This is a genomic window from Metabacillus idriensis, from assembly GCF_009674765.1.
GTDB lineage: Bacteria > Bacillota > Bacilli > Bacillales > Bacillaceae > Bacillus_P > Bacillus_P idriensis.
Map to the genome: position 1 here is coordinate 48,410 of NZ_WKKF01000011.1, position 23,739 is coordinate 72,148.

Below are 23,739 nucleotides of genomic sequence, written 5' to 3' on the forward strand. Positions count from 1 at the left end.
AAATTTTGTTGTTTTAAGACTACATGTTAAAAATCTTGAGTGGATTGCAGCGGAAGGAACTTGATTCCTGCGGGAATTAGAGGGAAGTTGGAGACCCCGCAGGCATGCCGAGGAGGCTCCAACCCTCCCCGCGGAAAGCAAGTTCCTGGAGCGGAAAGGAACGGACAACATTTATTGCGTAAACAGACTTTCTGGACAGCCTCATTTCTTATTTTTTTATTCTGACGTTTACCAAATTTATTATTAATAAAAAGACAAACCAGTAAACTCAAGTTTGTATTATACTGTAAGAAAATAGAACTAACAGAAACTTTTGAAAAGTTACCGGGAGGCTTCATGTTTTATTCTCTTAGAAATCGGCTGTTCATCATTTTTACGATTCTCCTGACCGTTCCATTCCTTGTTTTATCACTTCTCATACCGGCTTGGTTTACATCCGTAATTGAAGAGCAGACGAAGGATTCAACAGTCGAAATGATGGAGCAATACTCCATCTATATTAACTCGGTCACCTCGCAGGCAGAGGATTTAGGGAAGCAGGTCCTGGTCAATCAGGCAACTCAGGAATGGCTGCATGCAGAAAGTGATCCGGCTGTCCAATCTGCTGAACGGCTGCTGATTAAAAATCATCTGAAGATGCAGCTTTCTTCCATGATGATCAATAATTCAAATGGCATGGACATTTCTGTTTTTCTAAACGATGGTACAGGAACCTGGGGAGATAATCCGCTCCTTGCTGAAACGGATTGGTTCAAGAAATTTTCAAGGGGAGAAAAACGCTGGGTAAGCCATCACCGAGACCCGTATCAGCTGCATCAGCTGATGAGGGAAACAGAGGTTAACAGTTATTTAATCCCTCTCTTTGATATGCAGATGCTTGATTTATCCGGAATCATCAAAGTCAGTTTTCCTTCATCGCTGCTTGAAACGGCATTGGGCAAAATTAAACTCGGTGAAAACGGACGGGTATATTTGCTGGATGAATACGGAGAGAACGTTTTATTTGGCAGGATTGAGACCCCGGCTCCCGTTTTAAATAACAGTCTCGGAAAAATTCAGCGAATGAAGCAGTTTAATGGATTAATAGAAACAGCGTACAACGATGAAGACTATCTTGTTTTTTTTCAAAAGCTGAAGATAGGCAATTGGACGCTGGTGAGCGAAATTACGAAGTCTGAGCTGTTTGCGAAAATTGACAGGCTGCAGCAAAAATTATTGATTTTCAGCGGAGTGATCTTTCTGCTGACGATCCTTGCCTCTTATGTCCTTTCTTCAAATATTGTCCGGCCGCTTGGAAAGCTCACAAATGCGATGAAATTTGTTGAAAAAGGAGACCTTGAAGGAGCAAGGACATTTATGCCGACGATTAAATCCTATAATCATGAGGTCGGGTATGCGATCAAGGTTTTTGATCATACGATCAGAAAGCTGAATGAATTGATTAAAACAGAATATAAGGCGAATCTCCGAAGAAAAGATGCTGAATATAAAGCACTGCTTCTGCAGATCAATCCTCACTTTTTGAACAATACTCTTGAGGTGATCGGCAGTCTTGCGCTGCAGAATAAACAGAAGGAAGTTTTGGATGTAAGCATCTATCTTGGAAGAATGATGAGATACTCATTAAACACCAAAACAGACATTGTCAGGTTACGGGAAGAGCTTGCCTATATCCGGGATTTTATTGAAATAGTGAAGCTGAGGTACGATGGTGCTATTACGTTTAGAATTGAGGAGGAACCAGCATCTGCTTCCTTTCCTATCTGCAAATTTATTATCCAGCCGCTTGTTGAAAATGCGGTGAAATATAGTTTGGCGGAAAAAACATCTGCAGAGATTCTGATTCGGACAGAATGGAGAGAAAACAAGTTAACCATATTGATACAAGACGATGGCATAGGCATGTCCCAGAAGTTGATTTCACAGCTTTTGGCCGAAGAAAAAGAATATGAAACGATGGGTGTATTGGACAGCAGCGGAAGCAGTATTGGCCTAAGAAATGTGATTGGCAGGCTGAAGCTCTTTTACGGCAGCCGTTTTTCAATCGAAATCTATTCAGAAGAGGGAGCCGGGACAAGCATTGCATTATGTATAAAGGGAAATGAGGGGGATATACATGATGAAGGTCATTATAGCGGACGATGAAATTCAAGTCCGCAGAGGGCTGAAAATGAAAGCAGATTGGGAAGAAGAGGGATTCCAAATTGCAGGAGAAGCATCAAACGGAAAGGAAGCGCTCCAATTAGTGGAGGAAACAAGGGCAGACCTGGTGATAACGGACGTACGGATGCCTGTCATGGACGGGATTGAATTTGCGGGGAGGTGCCACAGGGAATATCCTCATGTAAAAGTCATTGTGTTATCGGGATACTCAGATTTTGACTATGTACGATCTTCTCTTATTGAAGGTGTGAAAGATTACTTGCTTAAGCCTGTTGCTCCAAATGAGCTGGCAGAGGCTTTGAGAAGAGTGAAGGATGAAATTATCCTTGAAAAAAAGAAGCAGGTGGAATCAGAAAAAGTGTCCAGGCTTGTTCACACACAGCTGGAAGAAATGAAAGAGCAATATGTGCTGCAGCTGGTAAAGGAAGAATGGTCTGAACCATTTGCGGCAGAAAGACTCCAGCACCTCAATCTGGGCTTTCTTGCGGAGGAAGAAAAACATGTTCAATTCTTCACTGTTGAACTTAGGGCGTCAGCTCAATATTCAGTAAAAGAGCTCTGGCTGCCGTTTAGGATGCTCTGCAAAGAAATGGCCGATCAGTATGAAGGAACTTGTACCTTTTATGATGCGGGCTATGCAAACATGCTTCATTTTCTTCACTGTAAAGATAAAAAGGAGCCTTTAGAAACGTCGAGTATGGTGAAAAAGGTGCAAACTTATGTTAGAAAGTATCTTCAAGCTGAGACAGTGATTGGAATGGGCAAACCGTTAAGTGTGACGGAGTTAAAAACAGGCTATATTTCTTCCTTGCTCGCGTGGAGTCAGAGTGATCCTTGCGCAAAATCACAAATAATTGATGGAACGCTTCATAAGGAGGTTTTCGAACTCTCGCCTGATCAGGAGAAAAAAGCAGCAAACATGATTGAAAACGGCAATTTACAGGAATGCAGCAAGCTGATATTCGATTTTTTGAATGAAGCAAAAATCAAGTCTATGCTGTCTTTCTCGTTTGCAGCCAATCGGCTTCTCTTGCTGCTTGAATCGCTTGCTGCGAAATATGATATGGACAGAACGGAAATTAATCAAACGATGTGGACATGCCAGCAGAGTATCGGGGAATTGACTGCCCATGAAAAAGTCATTGAACAAGTAACGGCATTTGCTCACAGAATCATCCTTCTTGTAAGCAAGTCTCGTTCTTCGCCCAATGGTTTAGCCATTGTTGAAAATGTCCGCCGCTACTTGGACCTGAATTTTGCAAATGAAGTGACGCTGACCTCTTTGGCTGAGCAATTTCATATTAACAGTGCCTACTTATCTGAACTTTTTAAGCTCCATATCGGTCAGAACTTCAGTGATTATTTAGTGGAAGTACGGATGAAGCATGCATGCGAATTGTTAAAAGACAGACAGCTGAAAGTGATTGATATTGCATACTTAACAGGCTTTTCCAATTCCGGCTACTTCAGCACCGTCTTTAAAAAACAGGTTGGACAAACACCAGCAGAATACCGGAAGTCTGCTTTGAACTTGGATGAAATGGCAGGCAGGGAAAGATGATGAAAAAAAGAGTAATCATTTTTATACTAATCCTTTTGCTGTTCCTTGCAGCAGGATATTATGCCTTTTCATCATTAAGCTTGTTTTCAGGTGAGGAAAAAAACAATCAGCTGCCCGCTGAGAAATCAGAGAACATTGAACTTACTTTCTGGAGAAATTATGGCACCAAGCTTGAAAATGAAGCTTATAAAGAACTGATTTCGGCCTTTGAATCCTCCCATCCAGGCATCAGCATTAACATGAATGCCATCCCTTATGGGGATTATGAATTAAGACTGAGAACGGAAATAGCGGCAGGAAGCCCGCCTGATATTATGTCCATCGACAGTCCTAACCTGGCACTCTATGCCAATTCCGGTGCGCTATTGTCAATTGACAAGGAAATGAAAGAAGAAGGGCAAATCGAGGATATTCCTTTTTCAACACTTGAAGGCATGAAATTTAAAGATGAAATCTATCTGTCTCCCATTGCAGAATCCGGTGTGGCCTTATTTTATAACATTGATCTGTTTAAAAAAGCGGGACTGCCGCTTCCGTCCCAGGACCCGGCTGATCCGATGACATGGGGCGAAGTGGTGGAACTTGCAAAGAAAATCAATGATCCCGGGAATGAAATCTACGGAATTGATCCTGGTCAGGGATTCAGCGACGGGGAATCTCCAGCATACTTTAAAACGCCATTATTATGGCAATTCGGTGCTGATGTTCTCAGTCCTGATGGAGCCACTGCCACGGGTTATCTTAATTCAAAACATGCGGTAGAAGCCCTGCAATTTTATCAGGATCTCTATCACCGCTACAAAGTGGCGACTGTAGAGATGCCTCCAGATCCATTTGTAACAGGACACCTGGGCATGTCTGTCCTGGGATCATGGATGCTTGAGGAAATCGAACGGAACTATCCAGATTTCAAACTTGGTGAGGACTTTGGAATAGCTCCTTTGCCGAAAGGAGACCATCAAGTTACTCCAAATGGCGGCTGGGCACTCGGCATCTCAGCAAAATCAAAGCATCCGGAAGAGGCGTGGGCGTTTATCAAGTATATGACGAGCTTTGAAGGTTCAAAAAAATATGTCGACATAACCGGCGACATGCCAGCGAGATTTTCCGTCTCAAAAGCATTTCCTGAGCTGACCGCCTATCCGAAAAATATCTTTGTGCAGCAGGCATTAAAGTACTCAAAAAACAGGCCCGTTTCACCGGCATACCCGGTCATAAGCGATGCTCTTAAGGAATTATTTGAAGACATCGGCATAGGGGGAAAAGATGTAAAAGCATCTGCTGATAAGGCTGTGGCTAAAATTAATGGCGGTTTAGAAGATATTGATGTAAAGGAATGAAGGGTGTTGCTGCACAAAACATTCTATTTTACACGGATGATGCATTTTTGAAGGAATTTAAAATGAATAACACATGGAATAACCAGCCTGCCAAATAAATGGGACTGGTTATTCGCCTATTGGATTCGTTATTCGTTAAGAGGATTTGTTTTTTCTTCTTAAGTTTAAGAGAATTATTCACAAAATTGTCACTTATGAAAGGATATCCCTTTTCGCTATAATGGCGAAGTACTTAAAAGAAGGGATGAAGTAATTTGCCAACAACGAAGAGAGAAAGTTTTTATTTTGGACTGATCATGTGCGCGGGGATGGTCATAGTCATGACGTTTTATAATTTAATGATTAATGGTTTGATAGGAATGGTACCCATTCAAGGTATCCTTCTTCAACTTATGCTGGGTTTTATTATTGCTTTCGTATTGGAGCTATTTATTGTCGGTCCAGCGGCTCAGAAACTTGCTTTTTCTTTGCCATATGACAAATCTAAAAAAATCTTATTCATTCTATCTATTTCATTTTTTATGATAGTTGGCATGGTTTCTTTTATGTCTCTTTATGGATTAGGGACTGCCTATTTTTACAGCAGCCTGGGTGAAAAATCATTAGTTGAAAGCTACTTATCCATCGTGTTTAAAAATTTCGTATTTGCTTTCCCACTGCAGCTCATCATCATGGGACCTTTAGTTCGTTATCTATTTGCTAAGTTTTATAAAGATCAAAGAATGGTGGAATCCAGAAGTATAAGTTAGGGCTCTGCAGCCAATAAGTGCATTTCTTCAAGAAGGAGAAATGCACTTTCTTTTTGAATTGGGGATTATAAATTACATTCTGTTTAGGAAAAACTGGTGTTATTTAAGGAAGGAAAAAGTCTATAGTTGTTGAATAAAAAATATTGAAGAAGATAAGCGGCCCATAATTCTGTTATAAAAATAAAAGGAGTGGATAGGGATGATTAAGAAACTTGGACAGGTCATGGTGTATGTAAAGAACCAGGATGAGGCAGTAAAATTTTGGACAGAAAATGCAGGATTCACAGTTATTTCTGAAGAGGAAAACGGTCAAGGAATGAGATGGATTGAAATAGCCCCTTCAAGTGAGGCTGAAACAAGTATTATTCTTCATGATAAAGAACTCATCTCTAAAATGCAGCCAGATCTAAATCTCGGGACACCTTCCTTAATGTTTTTCACAGACAATCTCGATCAATTACACAGCCGCCTGTTAAATAAAGAAGTCACCGTCGGAGAAATTGTAGAAATGCCTTCTGGGAGAGTTTTTAACTTTGCCGATAGTGAAAAGAACTATTTTGCAGTCATGGAGAAAAGTGAGTAAAAAACAACTCAATACGTTTGGTCGATTCCAATTGGGATCGGCTTTTTAATTTACCGTAGGGTTTTACTCACCAGGAATCTACCCTCTTCAACTAAAGTGTTAACACTAAGTTAAAGCTCTTCTTGCAGATAGAGATTGTGAAGTAATGAAAATAAAGTAACGGGCAGATTTGTTGAACAAGAAAAATATAAAGTATTCTATATTGAATACCAAGGGTTAATATTAAAATTCCTAATACATAAAAAACATATTTCACTTTATTCGACCTCTTTATCAATATTTTTTATTGCAAATGCAACAAATTTAGGTTAAATTTAATGTATGTCATTTTTATTGCATTTGCAACAAAAATATATACTAAGGAGTTAATTATGAAGGGAATTCTTCGTGAAATTGGAATGATCGCAAGGGCATTAGATTCTATAAGTAATATAGAATTTAAAGAATATGACCTTACTAAAGGACAGTATTTGTACCTTGTGCGAATATGTGAAAACGCAGGAATCATTCAAGAAAAGTTAGCTGAGATGATAAAAGTAGACCGAACAACAGCTGCTCGTGCTATAAAAAAACTTGAAATAAATGGATTTATTGAAAAGAAAGACGATCAACATAACAAAAAAATAAAAAAGCTCTTTCCAACAGAGAAAGGGAAAAATGTTTATCCTTTTATAAAAAGAGAAAATGATTATTCCAATATCGTTGCATTAGAGGGATTTTCCGAAAGAGAAGTAGAAACCATTTACAATCTTCTTCAAAGAGTAAGAAAAAATATAGAAAAAGACTGGGAATTTGTAAAAAAGGGAAACAAGAGAAATTATTGATAATATATAAAGGAGCAACATAAATGACTATAAATATAAAAAAGTGTACCCTTGAAGATTCACGCGAACTTCAAGAAATTAGTTATGAAACATTTAATGAGACATTTAAACATCAGAATTCCCCCGAAAATATGAATGCCTACTTGGAAAGGGCATTTAACTTAAAACAATTAGAAAAAGAATTATCCAATATTTCTTCGCAATTCTTTTTTATTTATTTTAATAATGAAATCGCTGGATATTTAAAAGTCAATACCAATGATGCTCAGTCTGAGGAAATGTGTGATGAATCACTTGAAATCGAGAGGATTTATATAAAGAACAAATTTCAAAAACATGGGCTTGGTAAATATCTGCTAAATAAAGCTGTGGAGATTGCGATGGAACGTAATAAAAGGAATATCTGGCTAGGCGTATGGGAAAAAAATGAAAATGCTAATGCTTTTTATAAGAAAATGGGGTTTGTTCAAACTGGAGCCCACGCTTTTTATATGGGTGATGAAGAACAAATGGACTTTATTATGACCAAAACACTCATATAACTTTTTTAAAAAGGTGGATTATTATGTATATACCTAAACATTTTAAAATTGATGATGAAGAAGTAATTTATGATTTTATTGAAAAATATGGTTTTGCAACCTTATTTTCTCAGCATAAAGGAGAACCCTATGCTTCTCATCTTCCACTGATGTTAAATAAATCTGAAAATGCTTTACATGGTCATTTTGCACGTCCGAACGAACAATGGAAGGATGCTGAAAACCAACAAGTCCTTGCAGTATTCCAAGGTCCCCACTGTTATATTTCACCTACTTGGTACGAAACAACTAAAGCAGTACCCACTTGGAATTATGTGTCTATCCATTTATATGGAAAGATGGAGATAGTCGAAGATAGAAAAGTAAAATTCGATTCTTTAAATGACTCGGTAAATAAATATGAAAGCCCTGATAGTCCATACAATTTAAATGATGTTGAACCTAGTTTTATTGAAGGAATGAGTAAAGGAATTGTAGCGTTCAGAATAAAAATCACAAAAATTGAAGCAAAAGCTAAATTAAGTCAAAATCATCCTGTGGAACGACAAGAATTAATTATTAAACATCTAGAAAACACTTCTCAACAAGATAATATACAAGTAGCATCTCTTATGAAGAAAAATCTAGAAAAATGCAAATAAAAGTCATTCATTATTGAACGAACGGGGGCATTAACTAAATAAGAACCAAGTGATTTTATGAGTGAGGTTAGATTTAGTTATTCCATTAAAGGGTGCAATTCACAAATAGTCGATCGTGTCCTTCCACAATCGGGGTCTATTGTTGAGTAACCATCTTTATTATTATTGGCTCGGAGTACAAACTCTCAGCCTTTTTTGTTTTCCAAGGGTGTGCATAAAGTTATTCCACCTCTACAAAACACCTTACATTTTGCACTGCTAAATATGTAGCAAAACACCTTTAAAGTCAGTTATAACAACAAAAAAACGGGTACAAATTGCTGTGCAATTGAATACCCATTCTCGACTGCATTTTGTTGGTTGCTCACTCAAAACGGAACCCGTTAGTCTCAGAACTCGGGTTTTTTCCATTTATAAAGAACCAAAAATATTAAACTCTTTCTTCCAAAGAAATCAAACTTTTTCAAAATGCCTGTCTGATAAAGTGGAATTACAGAGAACACAGATAGAATCTCTGAACGTAAATTATGAAAGCGCTTATAAGTGTTTTCTATCAAAGGGGGGAGTTGCATGCAGGAGGTAGTGAAGGCAAAAGATGAGAACGCTGTCATAATCAGGGCGGAAAAGAAGGCCAAAGCAAAGTACAAATGGGACTATATCAAAAAGAATTACTTTTTGTACCTGCTGATCGCACCTGCTGTTATTCTGACAATCGTTTTTAAATATGTTCCGATGTACGGAGCGATCATTGCCTTTAAGGATTTCAGCACAATCAAGGGGATATGGGGCAGCGAATGGGTCGGTCTCAAACATTTTGAAGAGTTTCTGACCTCGCCTAATTTCGAAACAATCTTCATGAGCACACTTAAGCTCAGTTTATACGGGCTTTTGCTTGGGTTTCCAATTCCAATCATTCTTGCTCTGATGCTGAACCAGGTCAGAAGAGCAGCCATTAAGAAAAATATCCAGCTGTTTTTATATGCGCCAAACTTCATTTCTGTCGTTGTCATTGTCGGGATGCTGTTTATCTTTTTAGCTCCGACTGGTCCAATTAATCATTTTCTTACATTTATAACCGGTAAACCGGTGATGTTTATGTCTGACCCCGAATACTTCAGATCCATTTATATTATCTCTGGCATCTGGCAGGCTGCAGGATGGGCGTCTATTGTCTATGTAGCCGCTTTGGCAAACGTGGATCCTGAATTGCACCAGGCAGCGACGATTGATGGAGCAAACATTCTGCAGCGGATGATTCATATCGATCTGCCGGCTTTAAAGCCGCTTATGGCCATTATCTTTATTTTAGGTGCGGGCGGCATCATGGCGATCGGCTTTGAAAAAGCGTTCCTGATGCAGACAGCCATGAACTTGCCGACATCGGAGATTCTTCCGACCTACGTATATAAAATTGGTTTGCAGGCAGGAGATTACGCTTATTCAACCGCTGTCGGCCTGTTCAATTCAGTTATCAATGTCATTTTGCTGATTGTCGTGAACTTTGTGGTCAAAAAGCTGAATGAAGGAGAGGGACTCTATTAATCTGAGAGGAGGATTTTCATGATTAAACATACAAAAGTAGACCGGATTATCCTGTCTCTGAATGCTGTATTTCTTTGTCTGGCGGTACTTGCCGTGCTTGTCCCGCTCGTTTATGTCGTCATTGCTTCATTCATGGATCCGACGGTTCTGCTGAATCAGGGGCTGTCGTTTAACATGAACGATTGGAGCCTGGAGGGATATAAACGGATTCTATCCGATGATTCAATGATTAGAGGATTTATTAATGCCATGCTTTACTCTGCAGGCTTTGCCATTATAACGGTAGTTGTCTCCATCTTTGCTGCTTTTCCTCTGGCAACTCAAGGGTTTGTAGGTAAAAACGCTTTTATGACATTCTTTCTTTTTACGATGTTTTTCAGCGGCGGACTCATTCCGACGTATCTGGTTGTCAAAGATCTCGGCATGTTAAATACGGTCTGGGCGATTTTGCTTCCAGGAGCAGTCAACGTGTGGAATATCATCCTTGCCAGAACTTACTTTAAGGGAATCCCGCATGAACTTCATGAAGCAGCAAAAGTGGATGGGGCTTCAGACTTGCTTATTTTCTTCAAAATTGTGATACCGCTTTCAAAGCCGATTATCTTTGTTCTCGCACTCTATGCGTTTGTCGGCCAATGGAATTCTTATTTTGATGCGATGATCTACCTTGAAGATCCAAAAATGCATCCATTACAGCTTGTTTTAAGATCCATTTTAATTCAGAACCAGGCTGAACCCGGCATGATCAGCGATCAATTGGCAATGGCTGAACTGGCCAAGGTTTCAGAGATGATTAAATATTCGGCGATCGTGATTTCAAGCCTTCCGCTGATCATTATGTATCCGTTCTTCCAGAAGTACTTTGAAAAAGGGGTTATGGTTGGTTCGTTGAAATAAAAGCTTTTTAGTAAGTCTTGTTGCTTTTAGACTAAATGTTTAAAACCATAGTGGATTGTAGCGGAAGGCACTTGACTCCTGCGGGAAAAAAGAGGGAAATGGGAGACCCCACAGGCAAAAAGCCGAGGAGGCTCCCACCCTCCCCGCGGAAAGCAAGTGACTGGAGCGGAAAGGAACGGACAACATTTATCATCAAAAACAACAATCTATGCGAAAACAGCAAAAATAAATCATAGGGGGAAATGTACATGAAACACGTTAAAAGAGCTGTAGGAACTGCTGCAATTGCTGCAGTGTTATTATCCGGTTGCACAAGCAAAAATGTCGCATCCTCAGAAGACTATGAACTAAAGGATGTATCGTTTCCGCTGAAGGAAGAAGTAACGCTGAAATTTATCACGCAAAGCTCTCCGCTTGCGCCTAAGGATCCAAATGAAAAACTGATTTATAAGAGACTTGAAGAAAAAACGGGTGTGCAAATCAAGTGGAAAAACTATACGAATGATGTGTTTGCAGAAAAAAGAAACCTTGCCATGGCAAGCGGTGATTTGCCGGATGCCATCATGGATGCCGGATACGGCGACTATGATTTGCTGAAGCTTGCTAAAGACGGAGCCATCGTTCCTGTTGAGGAGTTAATTGAAAAACACATGCCGAATCTGAAAAAAGTGCTCGATTCTTCGCCAGAATATAAATCGATGATGACAGCTCCAGACGGTCACATTTACGCATTCCCGTGGATTGAAGAGCTTGGTACAGGAAAAGAAAATATTCATTCTGTTGATGATTTCCCGTGGATCAATGTTGAATGGCTGAACAAACTTGGCTTAAAAAAGCCTACTACAACCGAAGAGCTGAAGAAGGTATTAGTTGCATTTAAAACACAGGATCCAAACGGAAACGGAAAAGCGGACGAAATCCCGATGTCCTTTATCATTAATCACGGCGGTGAAGATCCTGCCTTCTTATTCGGAGCATTCGGCCTTGGCGATAACTGGGATCATACCGTTGTAAACAATGAAGGCAAAGTCATCCTGACAGCAGCTGAGGAAGGATATAAAGATGCGATTATGTACTTCAGTGATCTTTATAAGGAAGGCTTAATTGATGTAGAAGCGTTTGAACACGACTGGAACACGTATCTTGCAAAAGGCAAGGATGAACGGTACGGCATGTACTTTACATGGGACAAAGCAAACATTACCGGCATGAATGACAAATATGACCTTATGAATCCAGTAGCTGGACCGGACGGAAATGTAAACGTTGCCAGAACAAACGGTATGGGCTTTGACAGAGGAAGAATGGTTATTACAAGTTCAAATAAAAACCTTGAGCTTACTGCGAAATGGATCGACCAGCTGTATGATCCGCTGCAGTCTGTTCAGAACAACTGGGGAACATACGGGGATAATAAGCAGCAGAACATCTTTGAATATGACGAAGCTGCAAATATGCTGAAGCATCTGCCGCTTGAAGGAGCTGCACCAGTAGAAGTGCGCCAGAAAACAAGTGTGAATGGGCCGCTTGCGATTTTAGATGAATACTATGGCACGGTTACAACGAAGCCGGATGATGCAGCTTGGAGACTGGACTTAATGAAAGAGGTCATGGTTCCTCATATGAAAGCTGAAAACACGTATCCAAAAGTGTTCTTCTCGCTAGAAGAGCTTGATAAGCTCTCATCCATTGAAGCCGATCTGTTTGCTTACATTAACAGAAAGCGGGCAGAATGGATGACAAATGGAAAAGCGGAAGCAGAATGGAAGGAATACTTAGCAGAACTTGACCGTTTAGGACTTCAGGAATGGCTTGAAATTAAACAGACAGGCTATGACCGCAATCAGCAATAAACGTTAAACTAAAGAGGCTGTTGTTCCTTCTGCAGCCTCTTAATCTATGAAAAAGGAGTTTTTTTGTGAAACCGATCCTAACAGAAAAATATCGTCCTCAGTTTCATTTTTCGCCACTCGAAAAATGGATGAATGATCCTAACGGGATGGTGTACTTTCAAGGCGAGTATCATTTGTTCTATCAATTTCACCCTTATAGTACAATTTGGGGCCCGATGCATTGGGGCCATGCGGTCAGCAAGGATTTGATCCATTGGGAGCAGCTTCCTGCCGCATTGCATCCGGATGAGCATGGCGCCATTTTTTCAGGCAGCGCTGTTGTCGATTGGGAAAATACAACCGGTTTCTTCGATGATCAGCCAGGCCTTGTCGCCATCTATACGAGTCACGATACATACCCTGGTTCGGACAGGCCGCGTCAGCGCCAATGCCTTGCTTACAGCAGTGATAACGGAAGAACATGGACAAAGTACAGCGGCAATCCGGTCCTTGCTGACGAAACGAAAACAGATTACCGTGATCCGAAAGTGTTCTGGCACTCCGAAACAAAGCACTGGATTCAGGTGCTTGCTACAGGGCAAAGCGCAACCATTTACAAATCTCCGAATTTAATTGACTGGCAGTTTGCGAGTGAATTTGCTGAAGGATCGCACGCCGGGTTCTGGGAGTGCCCCGATCTGTTTCCGCTTCCTCTCGATTCCGGGAAGGAAAAATGGGTGATGCTTGTCAGCCTTGGAGATACCGGCGAACATGCAGAAGGTTCCCGGACTCAGTATTTTATCGGGGATTTCGATGGAGAAACCTTTGTAAATGACCATGAGAAAGAGACTGTTTTATGGCTGGATTACGGAAGAGATAATTATGCAGGAGTGAGTTGGTCGGACCTTCCTGCCAGACGTATTTACATCGGATGGATGAGCAACTGGCGCTATGCCAATCAAGTGCCGACAAAAGAGTGGCGGGGTGTTATGACAATACCGAGGGAGTTATCCTTAATCTCAAATGCAGATGGAATCCGCCTCATCCAAAAACCTGTTTCAGAAGCACAGGTGCTGAGAATAGGATGCGAATCTTTTAAAGATAAGCTTGTCACAACGGAGCAGCCTGTATCGATTCCTCTTAAGAGTGCGCTGCTTGAACTGAATCTGGAAGTGGAGTTTGAGGGTCCTGCGCTTGCAGAAATTACGATCCAGCATTCTGAAGCAGAAAAAACGATCATTCGCTATGACTCAGAAACAGAAACCCTGTCAGCAGACCGAACGGCCTCAGGAGAAGCTGACTTTTCAGCATCATTCCCTGCCGTGCAGGAGGCACCACTGAAGATGAAGGATAACAGCATTCGTCTGCAGCTGTTTCTTGATGCGTCATCTATTGAACTTTTCGGCAATGACGGTGAATGCGCCATTACGAGCCTGGTGTTTCCAGAGTCAAAAGAGAGTGTTTTACACCTTGCCTCGCATGGAGGAGCCATAAAGATAAGATCAATGGAGCTGCATGAGCTGTCTTCCATATGGAACAAGGAAGGGTGAAAGCAAGGTGGGAACTTCGGTTATTTGCATCGGGGAATTGCTGATTGATTTTTTCTGCACCGAAACAGATATTGATTTAATAGAAGGTAAAAAATTTGAAAAGCAAGCGGGAGGAGCACCTGCCAATGTTTGTGCGGCTATCGGTAAATTAGGCGGCAAGGCTTCCTTCTGCGGTAAAGCCGGAAAGGACCCGTTTGGGGAGTTTCTGAAGATAACGCTCGAAGAAGCAGGCGCTGATACGAGCATGCTTGTGCTTGATCCTGACCATAAAACATCGCTTGCTTTCGTATCGCTTCAGGCGGACGGCGAGAGAGACTTCCTTTTTAACAGAGGGGCTGATGCTTTTTTAAAAGAACAGGATATTGATGAGGAAAAAATAAAGCAAGCGGGCATTCTTCATTTTGGTTCAGCAACAGCACTGCTGGAAAACCCGTTTAGAGCGGTTTATGTTGCCATGATGAAAAATGCAAAGAACGAAGGGAAATTCATTTCATTTGATCCGAACTTCAGACATGATCTATGGAAAACTAACACAGGAAAGTTTATCAGTCTGGCTAAAAAGGCAATGATGCTTGCTGACTTTATTAAAATGAGTGCGGACGAACTGGAACTGATTTCAGGAGTAAAGGGTGTCAGTGCAGGACTCGAAGTTCTTCATAAAACCTGCAATGGGCTGATTGCCGTCACGTTAGGAAGTGCCGGCACAATTGTTTCAAACGGCAAAGAGAGGATGGCTGTTCCAAGCATCAAAGTTCAGTCGATTGATTCTACTGGTGCCGGGGATGCCTTTGTTGGCGCCTTTCTCTATCAGATTGCAAACGAAGAGAATCCGAAAATCGCAGCAGCTGATATGGAATTGGTTAAAAAGATGATTTTCTTCAGCAATCGGGTCGGAGCGATCGTCTGCACTAAAATAGGTGCGATATCTGCCATGCCTTCTTTGAAAATCGTCAATCAAGAAGCTGTCAGCAGCTGACAAACTATTTTTAAAGGGATTGTTGAAAGTGACTCTTCAATCCCGTTTTTTTTAGAACTAAATGAAAGCGCTTTATTAAATCTGGAAGGGGATAGATACATGAAAAAAATGACCTTGCTGAAACTGGCGGCCGCTGCTGCCCTGCTTTTTTCGCTCTTCTCTTTGGAAGGATTCAGAGGAGCAGCTATTGAACGAAAAACGGCCATTTTCGGCTACTCCGCTTTGTCAGGAAATTGGACAAAGGAATCTGATGGTTCTTTAAAAGGAAGTGCGGCTAAAAATCAGCCTGCTCTTATTCTATCAGACTCAGAAACAGGGAGCTTTTTTGTTTATGAAGCTACAGTGAAACTGGCAAAGAACACCACCGGATCACTCGTGTTCAGGGCAAATCAGAGAGGCACAGAGGGCTACAAATTCAGTCTGGATGCCAAAAAAGACAGAGTCTCCCTCTCATCTTTGAATGGGGATCGTATGCTGAAAACTGTTCCGCTTAAAGTAAAGAATCATTCAAAAGTGAAAATAATTTCCGATGGTCCCTCCATTAATGTGTCTGTAGATGGAAAAAATGTAATGGATCTTCAGGATTTCAGCCATTCTAAAGGGTTTACAGGCTTCCACGCGGAAGGCGGCAAACTTGTCTTCAGCCAGGTTCAGCTAAAGGAATTGCGGACAAATCTGAGAGGCTTAAAAACAATCACCGGCAAATGGGAGGCTGCCTCTGAAGGGTTAGAGGCAGCACCTGATCAAGGAGAGAATCTCTATTCCATTTCCTCTACTTTGTCTGCTGATTTCATATTGGAATCGGATCTTCTCTTAAAAGATAAAGCTGCAGCAGGCTCCTTGCTGTTCCGATCAGATAAAACAGGACTGAAGGCATACCAAGTGAAGGCTGATGCAAAGAATGACATTTTGCAGCTGATGGATACCCGCCAGAAAAAAGTCCTGGCAGAAGCAAAGATGCCGATCGAACCGGGAATGCTTTACCGCGTGAAGGTCAAAGCAGAAGGTTCTTCCCTGCAGGTTTTCTGGCAGAATGGAGGAACTTCAGTATTGAAAGCAGAAGATGATTCTTACACAAAAGGATTTCTTGGGCTGCATGCCAGCGGAGATGCCGTCTTTCAAAACATTCAAGTGAGTGATCTGCAATCCAATTTAGAAGGCTGGCAATCAGTGAATGGAGAGTGGACACCGCATCTTGACGGAACGGCCGGAACGAGCCAGGCAGAAGAAAATACCTACCGAATGGCTCAAACAGCGGGAGCTGATTTTGTCCTGGAAGGTGATCTGAAGATAGATGCTGAAGCTCCATACGGTACGGCAGGACTTGTATTCAGGGGTAAGGCAGATGGCAGGGAAGGATATATGCTCACCCTGGATCCAAACCTGAACAGAATCCGTCTCCTGGATTTAAAAGGAGATCGTACCCTTGGAATCGCTGAGCGGGAATTAGAAACAGGAAAAATCTATCATGTTGAGATTCATGCTGCCGGAGATGATCTGAAGGTTTATTTTGATGGATATGCAGATCCGGCCATTTCCGTAAAAGACTCAGCCTATTCAAGCGGAAAATATGGATTAAATGTCTATAATGGTACAGCCTATTTTCAGCATGTTTACGCAACACCACATGACGATTATTATTCAGAGCTTTACCGGCCTCAGTATCATTTTACGCAGGCAAGAGGATATGCGAGCGACCCGAACGGCTTAGTTTATTATGAAGGGGAATATCATCTTTTCCATCAGGACGGCGGAAAATGGGCTCATGCGGTAAGCACGGATCTTGTCCATTGGAAGAGGCTGCCGATCGCCATTCCGTGGAATGAAATGGGACATGCATGGTCTGGTTCCGCAGTGGTCGATAAGACCAATGCTTCCGGTTTATTTGATGAAGAAGGATCGGGTCTGATTGCTTTCTACACCTCATTCAATCCTGAAAAACACAATGGCGATCAGAAAATTGGCGTTGCTTACAGCAAAGATAAAGGGCGCACGTGGGAATTTTATGACGGTAATCCAATCATACCGAATATCGGAGAATTTTACGGGGGAGAAGGCTGGGACTTCAGGGATCCGAAAGTCGTTTGGGATGAGGATCATAAGCAATGGGTGATGGTTGTATCCGGAGGAGACCACATTCGGTTCTTTACCTCTCAAAATCTCCTGGACTGGGAAATGATTGAATCGTTCGGATACGGAGATTATGTGAGAGGCGGAGTGTGGGAATGCCCTGACTTTTTCCAGCTGCCAGTAGACGGAGATCCATCCAAGAAAAAATGGGTTTTGTCCATCAGTACAGGTGCCAATCCTAAAACAGACGGATCGGATTCAGAATACTTTGTGGGGACATTTGACGGAAATCGTTTCGTCAGCGATCAACCAGCAGGCACTGTACTGAAAAATGAGTTTGGCAAAGAAATGTATGCGGCGATGTCATTCGCGGATATTCCAGCCGAAGACGGCCGCAGAATTTCACTGGGGTGGATGAGCAACTGGGATTACCCGTTCAGTTTTCCTACCTCACAATGGAAAGGGCAAATGTCTATACCGCGTGAGCTGACATTGAAGACAGTTCCAGGGGAAGGAATCAGACTGTTCCAGCAGCCGATTGAAGAGCTGGAGCAGCTCAGAGGGCAAGCTTCCTCATGGAGCAGCAAAACAGTAAAGCCTGGAGGTTCGAATCTGCTTGCAAACGTAAAAGGAACATCCTATGAACTAGTAGCAGAAATCGAATTGCCTGTAAACAGCAAAGCAGAATTCGGATTCGGGCTAAGGGAATCTGACTCTCAGAAAACCGTTGTTGGCTATAAGGCTGGAGAGTCCAGTATGTTCTTTGACCGGTCTGAATCTGGAGACATCAGCTTTTCTGACAAGTTTTCCACCTATCATGAAACGAACGTTACTCCTAAGAACAAACGAGTAAAGTTTAGTATTTTCGTAGACGAATCTTCCATTGAGGTATTCGGAAACGACGGTCAGGCCGTTTTCTCAAATGTCGTGTTTCCGGACGGAGCAAGTGATGGCATGAGCTTTTACACCAAGGGCGGAAGTGTGAAAATTGTTTCCCTTGATATATATCCATTAAAAGGAGTCTGGAAGGAAGAAAGCACGGATCCTGCTGCAATCGTCATGGATCATGAAACATTGTCTCTTCCCCTTGGAGGTGTGCACAAACTTTCTGCATCTGTCTCAGGCAAGCATCAAAAAATAAAATGGCATTCAAGCAATCCAGAAGCAGCAGAAATCAAGAAAGTGGATGAACGCAGTGCAGAAGTCAGATTGACAGGGCACGGAAGAAGCATCATCACTGCAGCTTCCAAAAATGGAAAGGTGCTCGGCAGAACAATTGTCGAGAGCAAGGCGACCTTTAAGATTGCTGAGAAGACAACCGGAAAAATCCTTACACCTGAAGGAAATTCAAATGGATCTAAAGCAAAACTTCAGCCAAGTGGAGAGCATTCATGGAAGATGGAAGGAGTTTCCCCTGGAGCTTATAAAGTTCACGCAGGTGACAGCAAGTTCGTACTGGATGCTTCGGGGGTCTCTGCGGGAGACGATGTGCAAATATGGGAGTACTTTGGCTACGGCAATCAGCAATGGAGAATCACCGACCTGTGGGATGGAACCTACCGTTTCAGCGCCGTCAACAGCGGCAAAGTACTGGGCGTTAAGAATAACAGGCCAGAGAATGGAACGATTGCGGAGATACAGAATGCAGGGGGAGGGGAATTTCAGGAGTGGAAGCTGATTGATGCTTCAGATACTCAAAAATAGACGTTTTTCAGACCCGTCATAAAAGACTGCGGAGTTTAAGTTAAAAAGAAGGTGCCGGTTCCGGCACCTTCTTTTATTATTAAGCCGCTGTTTCTGAATCCGTCTGATAATCCCTCCCTGTTCTCTCAACCTTATTCCAATTCTGATTGAAGAAATAGGCAATGCTGCCATACATAATGAAAATCATTGTGGCGAGGCGGTAGATCAGGATGTCAAAAAGAATCGCCAGCAGCAATTTTGGAATTTCTCTCTTTTTAAAAGAAATACCATAATGTCTGCTCATTCGAACAGCAGCCAGATCATATATCATTCCGAATATCAGTATGTAAATTGAAAGAAACAAAAAGTAATCCAAATAGGAAGATGGAGGATGAATGATTCCGTTAACAACAATTAAACCTGTCATGACATAAGCGGCAATGGTTCCCGCGAGGAAGGATTCAATCAAATAAAAGAAAGAAACAGGTTTCGTAAACAGGGTTCTTCCAAGGAATGCTCTGAAATGGATGACGCAATCGATAAAGGCTTTTTGCCAGCGGATCCGCTGCTTAAATAAATCCTTCCAATTTTCCGGAAGCTCTGTATAGCAGACTGCCTCAGGTATAAAAACGATTTTCTTTTTTTTATGAGTGGAAATATGTCTATGAATCCGCAGGGTAATATCAATATCTTCCCCAATTGTAGTTCGGAATCCCCCGACTTCAAGCAGCACTTGCTTTCTGAAAATGCCAAAAGCACCTGAAATGATCGCTAATGCATGGAATCTGGCAAGCGACATTTTAGTAATATAAAAGGCTTTAAGAAAGTCGAGCGCCTGCACGCTGACTAGAAGATTTGCCCGAAGCAGAGACAAAGATTTCAGAGGTTCAGCTGTTTTCGTCTGCAGCACATGAACCATTCCGCCAGCAGCTACAACGTTCTCATCCTCAAAAGCATCATTTACAACAGGAAGCGCCTTGTCTGTCAAAATGGTGTCTGCATCAAGAGTAATCACCAGCTCTTTTTGTGCATACTCAATTCCGGCGTTTAAAGAATCTGCCTTTCCGCCGTTCTCCTTATCAATGACATAAATATTAGGGTATAGCTTTGATTGAAAGAATCCCAGAATCTTTTTGTGGCCTATCTTTCTAAGCGGCTGCTTAGAGCTTGGCTGCAGCTGCAGGAATTGGTTCAGCAGAAGCATAGTGTCATCAGTTGACCCATCATTAATATAAATGACGTCATACGCTGAGTAGGACAGAGATTTCATACTATTAATAGAAGTATCAATAATTCCCTGTTCATTGTAGCAGGGAACTAAAATGCTGATGCCCTTATCTCCCTTTGCAGCAGACTTTAACCTCTCAGCCTGCCTTTTGAACCAAGGCAAACTATGAATCAGATGAATTACTGGAAATACGATACATAAAGAAAAGAGCAATAAACTGTAAATATCCAAAAAAACACTCCTTTGGTTTTAAAAAAAGATATCATATATTTTCTTGGAGAATGTTTTTTTGTGTGGGTAAGTATAAGAAGGTTAATAGATTTTGAGTAGCGATGGGGAAATTCAGTATAGAACTAATCAGATAGCTGTGATTAATGCCTTCTTGTAAGAGACAGCCCTCTAAAGCATATAGCTGTTCAGTTGTATAGATTGATTTAACTTTGAACTTAAACTATGTATTCAACATAATGAAATTCTCTAACAAAAGAAAGGTACCGAGACGGCACCTTTCTTCTAGTAAGTATTTTATTTATTTATTACTCTTGTAAAATTGACAGCTTTAATAGATAAGTAACCTTTAGTCAATTTGGATATACATTATTAGAATAATAACAGTATGTTTCATTTGAGATATCTCGTTTAGGATTCCAATGAGATTGTAATTATGTGTACAATTCTGAATCGATTTAAATAATTTTTAATAAATATTCTAAATTCTTTAATAATTATAAAGTGCTAGAAAATATCTATTTCGTTTTTCATTTTAGAAAATAGGTATTTAGACATTTATGTAATTTCATTTAATTCAGGAATAATGCGTTTGCAATTCTAATTGTTGTTTCGCTCGATAATTTATGTTAATTATTCATCAGAGTTACTAAAATAAGAAAAAAAGTGAGAGAGAAAACCGCAAACTAATGAATAGTTATTTATTTACAGATGTTGCACTTATAGAGGTAAAATATAATATTGAGCTTTTGTGAAATCAATTCCATATGTAACTAGAATATAGAGGTATCCATAAATTTATAAATTCCTACTTAAGGTTGAAAGGGGGATGAGAATTAGAGAAAGAATAAGAAGGAGATACATGGCTGATGAACTATAATTTTATATTTTTAGAAAATTAAGAAAATAGTTATATTTATCCATTTATAAGTAGATTTAATCTTGTATATAATTGAGGAGAAATTCCACTTAATAAATTCATTGGAAAAAGAAAGTGCTTTATATTCCATCTAGATTTACCACTATTGATTAATAATCCTTTCCGCATCATGATCATCCCTAAGTTTTTAATGAAAAAACATCACCCCAAGAATAAACTACACTCAAAACCAGAAAGATTTACTCCAAACATCATGAATGATAAATCCTGCTCACTCTATCTTAATAAAGCCAATGGAAAAAGTATGTATTGAAAAATGAATATGTTAGGGGTGTATACCTTAATGCGAAGAACTGGGGACTTAAAACTAATACAAGAAATAAACCGCTCTATTATCTTAGATATGATTCGAAAACAAGCCCCTATTTCTAGAAGCGAAATTGAAACGAATTAATATTAGTCCTACTACCGTTACTTCAGCTGTTAATGAACTGATGAATGAAGGTTTCGTCCGTGAAGATGGGATTGGCGTATCAAATGGGGGCAGGAAACCTGTTTTGCTTCGCTTTGATCCAAATAGTCATTTTATAATCGGGGTCTCCATTACTAATTCGTTTATAAAGATTTCGGAAATGAATTTAGAGGCTGAAATACGCCGAAAGGAAATCTATTCAACAAATCTACTTTTCGGACAATCAGTCATTAATCACGTTTTAGAGCTGATCCGTCAGTTTCTTGAAAAAACAGAATATAAGAATAGATGTGTCGGGATTTCTATTATTACTCCAGGAATTGTCGACGCTCAGAAAGGAATTATTTCTTATAATACAAAATTGGATCTGCGTGATGTGCCCTTAAAAAAATTAGTTGAACAGCAATTTGGTTTACCAACTTATTTGGATAATGACACGAATGCTTTTGTTTTAGCAGAGAAACATTTTGGTCCTTTTAGTCAATTTAAAGATTTGCTTTATATAACAGTTGGTGACGGAGTAGGCTCAGGACTTATGATTAACGGCTCGATTTACCGGGGGCATAAAGGCAGTTCTGGAGAATTTGGCCATACAACTGTTGACCGGGGGAGCGGTGTGAGATGTGAGTGTGGAAATGTAGGCTGCCTCGAGAGCTATGTACGCTGGCCATCTATTTATTCGAAGATAATATCTGCGATTATGACAAGGGGACAGAAAACGAAAATACAAGAACTTCTGCCGGAAGATATTAGTCAAATTACTCCAGAGATTTTTGTCAAAGCTATAAATTTGGGTGATGAGATTTCTCTGAAAATTTTAGATGAGGTCGTTTCCTATTTAGCTGCAGGAATTGTTAATTATATCCATTTATTCAATCCGGAAATCATCATTCTTGGCGGTGAGATTGTTCAAGATAATCCGATCTTTTTGGAAGCGATCAATCAGCATGTTTCAAAGCATGTCATTCCGGTTTTAAGAGATGACATCACTATTCGTACAACGTCTTTAGGTACAGAATTTGAAATGTTGGGTGCCGCTGCTGTTCTTTTACAAGAAAAATTTCAATCACCTGTAATCTAATACACCCTTAAACGGCTGAACATTTTAATAAAAGGTGGGGTTTTAATGCTCAAAGGAATTAATCAATGGTGTTATCCGGAGGGAACGCCGTTAGAGAAGGTTTTCGAATATAGTTCAAATGCTGGTTTTGATGCGGTGGAGCTAAATGTTTATGAAGAAGATGGGCTTGGGTTGACGTTAGATACAACCATTCAGGAAGCAGAATTGATTGCAAAGCAGGCGGAACAGCATGGTCTAAAACTTCTTAGCTTATCAACAGCGCTCTTATGGAAAGCACCGCTTTCATCATTGGATGTAACGGTTCGGGAGCACGGAAGGAAAATTGTGAAGAAGCAATTAGAACTTGCCAGTGTAATGGGAATAGATACTATTTTAGTCGTTCCAGGACTCGTGAATGCAGAAACATCCTATGAAGTTTGTTATGAACTCAGTCAAAATGAGATTCGGAAGCTGTCAGCTGATGCAGAAATAAAAGAGGTCAATATTGGTATTGAAAATGTTTGGAACCATTTTTTATTGTCACCACTTGAGATGGCACGTTATATCGATGAGATAAATTCAGATTATGTAGGTGCCTATTTCGATGTAGGGAATGTACTTCAATTCGGATATCCTGAACAATGGATTCGGATTCTTAAAGACCGTATACGTAAAGTCCACGTCAAAGATTTTTCAAAGAAAGTGGGGAATATTACAGGATTTGTACCGCTTTTATCTGGAGATGTGAATTGGACCTCGGTAATGGAAGCGCTTCATGAGATAGACTATCATGACGTGATCACAGCTGAACTAACTCCTTATCAAATTTCTGCAAATGAATTAGCGAACGATACGGCACGTCATATGGATATTATTTTTGCGAAAGGAACAGCGACACAAAAAGTGTAGGAGGAGAAA

17 protein-coding genes are annotated in these 23,739 nt (G+C 40.6%); 16 read left to right on the forward strand and 1 reads right to left on the reverse strand.

Annotation, left to right across the window (positions count from 1 at the left end; all coding sequences use genetic code 11):
• Positions 1–336: 336 nt before the first annotated feature.
• From GJU41_RS20515 to GJU41_RS20580, 14 genes are all read left to right on the forward strand, one after another.
• The gene (locus GJU41_RS20515; RefSeq protein WP_154319429.1) at positions 337–2,145 is read left to right on the forward strand and encodes a cache domain-containing sensor histidine kinase; all 1,809 of its coding nucleotides are present in this window, start codon (positions 337–339) and stop codon (positions 2,143–2,145) included.
• Positions 2,117–3,724 carry a response regulator transcription factor gene (locus tag GJU41_RS20520; RefSeq protein WP_224771476.1) on the forward strand — a complete coding sequence of 536 codons (1,608 nt, stop codon included), beginning with the start codon at positions 2,117–2,119 and terminating at the stop codon, positions 3,722–3,724. Before GJU41_RS20515 ends, GJU41_RS20520 begins: the two co-directional genes overlap by 29 nt.
• A complete protein-coding gene (locus GJU41_RS20525; protein WP_224771475.1) occupies positions 3,721–5,064 on the forward strand; it encodes an ABC transporter substrate-binding protein in 1,344 nt (447 codons plus the stop codon). Before GJU41_RS20520 ends, GJU41_RS20525 begins: the two co-directional genes overlap by 4 nt.
• A gap of 254 nt (positions 5,065–5,318) precedes the next feature.
• Positions 5,319–5,813, forward strand: coding sequence for a DUF2798 domain-containing protein (locus tag GJU41_RS20530; RefSeq protein ID WP_154319432.1), 495 nt, complete (start codon positions 5,319–5,321; stop codon positions 5,811–5,813).
• A gap of 199 nt (positions 5,814–6,012) precedes the next feature.
• Positions 6,013–6,396, forward strand: coding sequence for a VOC family protein (locus tag GJU41_RS20535; RefSeq protein ID WP_154319433.1), 384 nt, complete (start codon positions 6,013–6,015; stop codon positions 6,394–6,396).
• Between the two features lie 371 nt (positions 6,397–6,767).
• Entirely contained in the window at positions 6,768–7,220 is a 453-nt protein-coding gene (locus GJU41_RS20540; protein WP_070875795.1) for a MarR family winged helix-turn-helix transcriptional regulator, read from the forward strand.
• A 23-nt stretch (positions 7,221–7,243) separates the two neighbouring features.
• The gene (gene paiA, locus GJU41_RS20545; RefSeq protein WP_154319434.1) at positions 7,244–7,762 is read left to right on the forward strand and encodes a spermidine/spermine N(1)-acetyltransferase; all 519 of its coding nucleotides are present in this window, start codon (positions 7,244–7,246) and stop codon (positions 7,760–7,762) included.
• A gap of 23 nt (positions 7,763–7,785) precedes the next feature.
• The gene (locus tag GJU41_RS20550) at positions 7,786–8,403 is read left to right on the forward strand and encodes an FMN-binding negative transcriptional regulator (RefSeq protein ID WP_154319436.1); all 618 of its coding nucleotides are present in this window, start codon (positions 7,786–7,788) and stop codon (positions 8,401–8,403) included.
• A 570-nt stretch (positions 8,404–8,973) separates the two neighbouring features.
• On the forward strand, positions 8,974–9,945 hold the full coding sequence (locus tag GJU41_RS20555) for an ABC transporter permease (RefSeq protein WP_070875792.1): 972 nt from the start codon (positions 8,974–8,976) through the stop codon (positions 9,943–9,945).
• A gap of 18 nt (positions 9,946–9,963) precedes the next feature.
• Positions 9,964–10,842, forward strand: coding sequence for a carbohydrate ABC transporter permease (locus GJU41_RS20560; RefSeq protein ID WP_070875791.1), 879 nt, complete (start codon positions 9,964–9,966; stop codon positions 10,840–10,842).
• Positions 10,843–11,090: 248 nt separating this feature from the next.
• Complete coding sequence (locus tag GJU41_RS20565) at positions 11,091–12,695, forward strand: ABC transporter substrate-binding protein (protein WP_070875790.1); 1,605 nt, start codon at positions 11,091–11,093, stop codon at positions 12,693–12,695.
• A 65-nt stretch (positions 12,696–12,760) separates the two neighbouring features.
• Complete coding sequence (locus GJU41_RS25445; protein ID WP_170292869.1) at positions 12,761–14,224, forward strand: glycoside hydrolase family 32 protein; 1,464 nt, start codon at positions 12,761–12,763, stop codon at positions 14,222–14,224.
• Between the two features lie 7 nt (positions 14,225–14,231).
• The gene (locus GJU41_RS20575; RefSeq protein WP_224771474.1) at positions 14,232–15,200 is read left to right on the forward strand and encodes a carbohydrate kinase family protein; all 969 of its coding nucleotides are present in this window, start codon (positions 14,232–14,234) and stop codon (positions 15,198–15,200) included.
• Positions 15,201–15,299: 99 nt separating this feature from the next.
• Positions 15,300–18,974 (forward strand): GH32 C-terminal domain-containing protein, encoded by a 3,675-nt coding sequence (locus GJU41_RS20580; RefSeq protein WP_154319438.1) that lies wholly within the window; start codon positions 15,300–15,302, stop codon positions 18,972–18,974.
• 79 nt (positions 18,975–19,053) lie between these two features.
• Here GJU41_RS20580 and GJU41_RS20585 read toward each other — a convergent pair whose 3' ends face one another.
• The gene (locus tag GJU41_RS20585) at positions 19,054–20,412 is read right to left on the reverse strand and encodes a glycosyltransferase family 2 protein (protein WP_154319439.1); all 1,359 of its coding nucleotides are present in this window, start codon (positions 20,410–20,412) and stop codon (positions 19,054–19,056) included.
• A gap of 1,317 nt (positions 20,413–21,729) precedes the next feature.
• Between GJU41_RS20585 and GJU41_RS20590 the strand changes: the two genes are divergently transcribed.
• Complete coding sequence (locus tag GJU41_RS20590; protein WP_224771473.1) at positions 21,730–22,842, forward strand: ROK family protein; 1,113 nt, start codon at positions 21,730–21,732, stop codon at positions 22,840–22,842.
• Positions 22,843–22,887: 45 nt separating this feature from the next.
• Positions 22,888–23,730 carry a sugar phosphate isomerase/epimerase family protein gene (locus GJU41_RS20595; RefSeq protein ID WP_154319441.1) on the forward strand — a complete coding sequence of 281 codons (843 nt, stop codon included), beginning with the start codon at positions 22,888–22,890 and terminating at the stop codon, positions 23,728–23,730.
• Positions 23,731–23,739 lie beyond the last annotated feature (9 nt).

What these genes read in the sequence shown, in the direction of transcription:
- GJU41_RS20520 (WP_224771476.1), top strand. Translation starts at nt 2,117, where the DNA reads ATGATGAAGGTCATTATAGCGGACGATGAAATTCAAGTCCGCAGAGGG.
- paiA (WP_154319434.1), top strand. Translation starts at nt 7,244, where the DNA reads ATGACTATAAATATAAAAAAGTGTACCCTTGAAGATTCACGCGAACTT.
- GJU41_RS20595 (WP_154319441.1), top strand. Translation starts at nt 22,888, where the DNA reads ATGCTCAAAGGAATTAATCAATGGTGTTATCCGGAGGGAACGCCGTTA.
- GJU41_RS20565 (WP_070875790.1), top strand. Translation starts at nt 11,091, where the DNA reads ATGAAACACGTTAAAAGAGCTGTAGGAACTGCTGCAATTGCTGCAGTG.
- GJU41_RS20540 (WP_070875795.1), top strand. Translation starts at nt 6,768, where the DNA reads ATGAAGGGAATTCTTCGTGAAATTGGAATGATCGCAAGGGCATTAGAT.
- GJU41_RS20580 (WP_154319438.1), top strand. Translation starts at nt 15,300, where the DNA reads ATGAAAAAAATGACCTTGCTGAAACTGGCGGCCGCTGCTGCCCTGCTT.
- GJU41_RS20555 (WP_070875792.1), top strand. Translation starts at nt 8,974, where the DNA reads ATGCAGGAGGTAGTGAAGGCAAAAGATGAGAACGCTGTCATAATCAGG.
- GJU41_RS20515 (WP_154319429.1), top strand. Translation starts at nt 337, where the DNA reads ATGTTTTATTCTCTTAGAAATCGGCTGTTCATCATTTTTACGATTCTC.
- GJU41_RS20535 (WP_154319433.1), top strand. Translation starts at nt 6,013, where the DNA reads ATGATTAAGAAACTTGGACAGGTCATGGTGTATGTAAAGAACCAGGAT.
- GJU41_RS20525 (WP_224771475.1), top strand. Translation starts at nt 3,721, where the DNA reads ATGATGAAAAAAAGAGTAATCATTTTTATACTAATCCTTTTGCTGTTC.
- GJU41_RS20560 (WP_070875791.1), top strand. Translation starts at nt 9,964, where the DNA reads ATGATTAAACATACAAAAGTAGACCGGATTATCCTGTCTCTGAATGCT.
- GJU41_RS20550 (WP_154319436.1), top strand. Translation starts at nt 7,786, where the DNA reads ATGTATATACCTAAACATTTTAAAATTGATGATGAAGAAGTAATTTAT.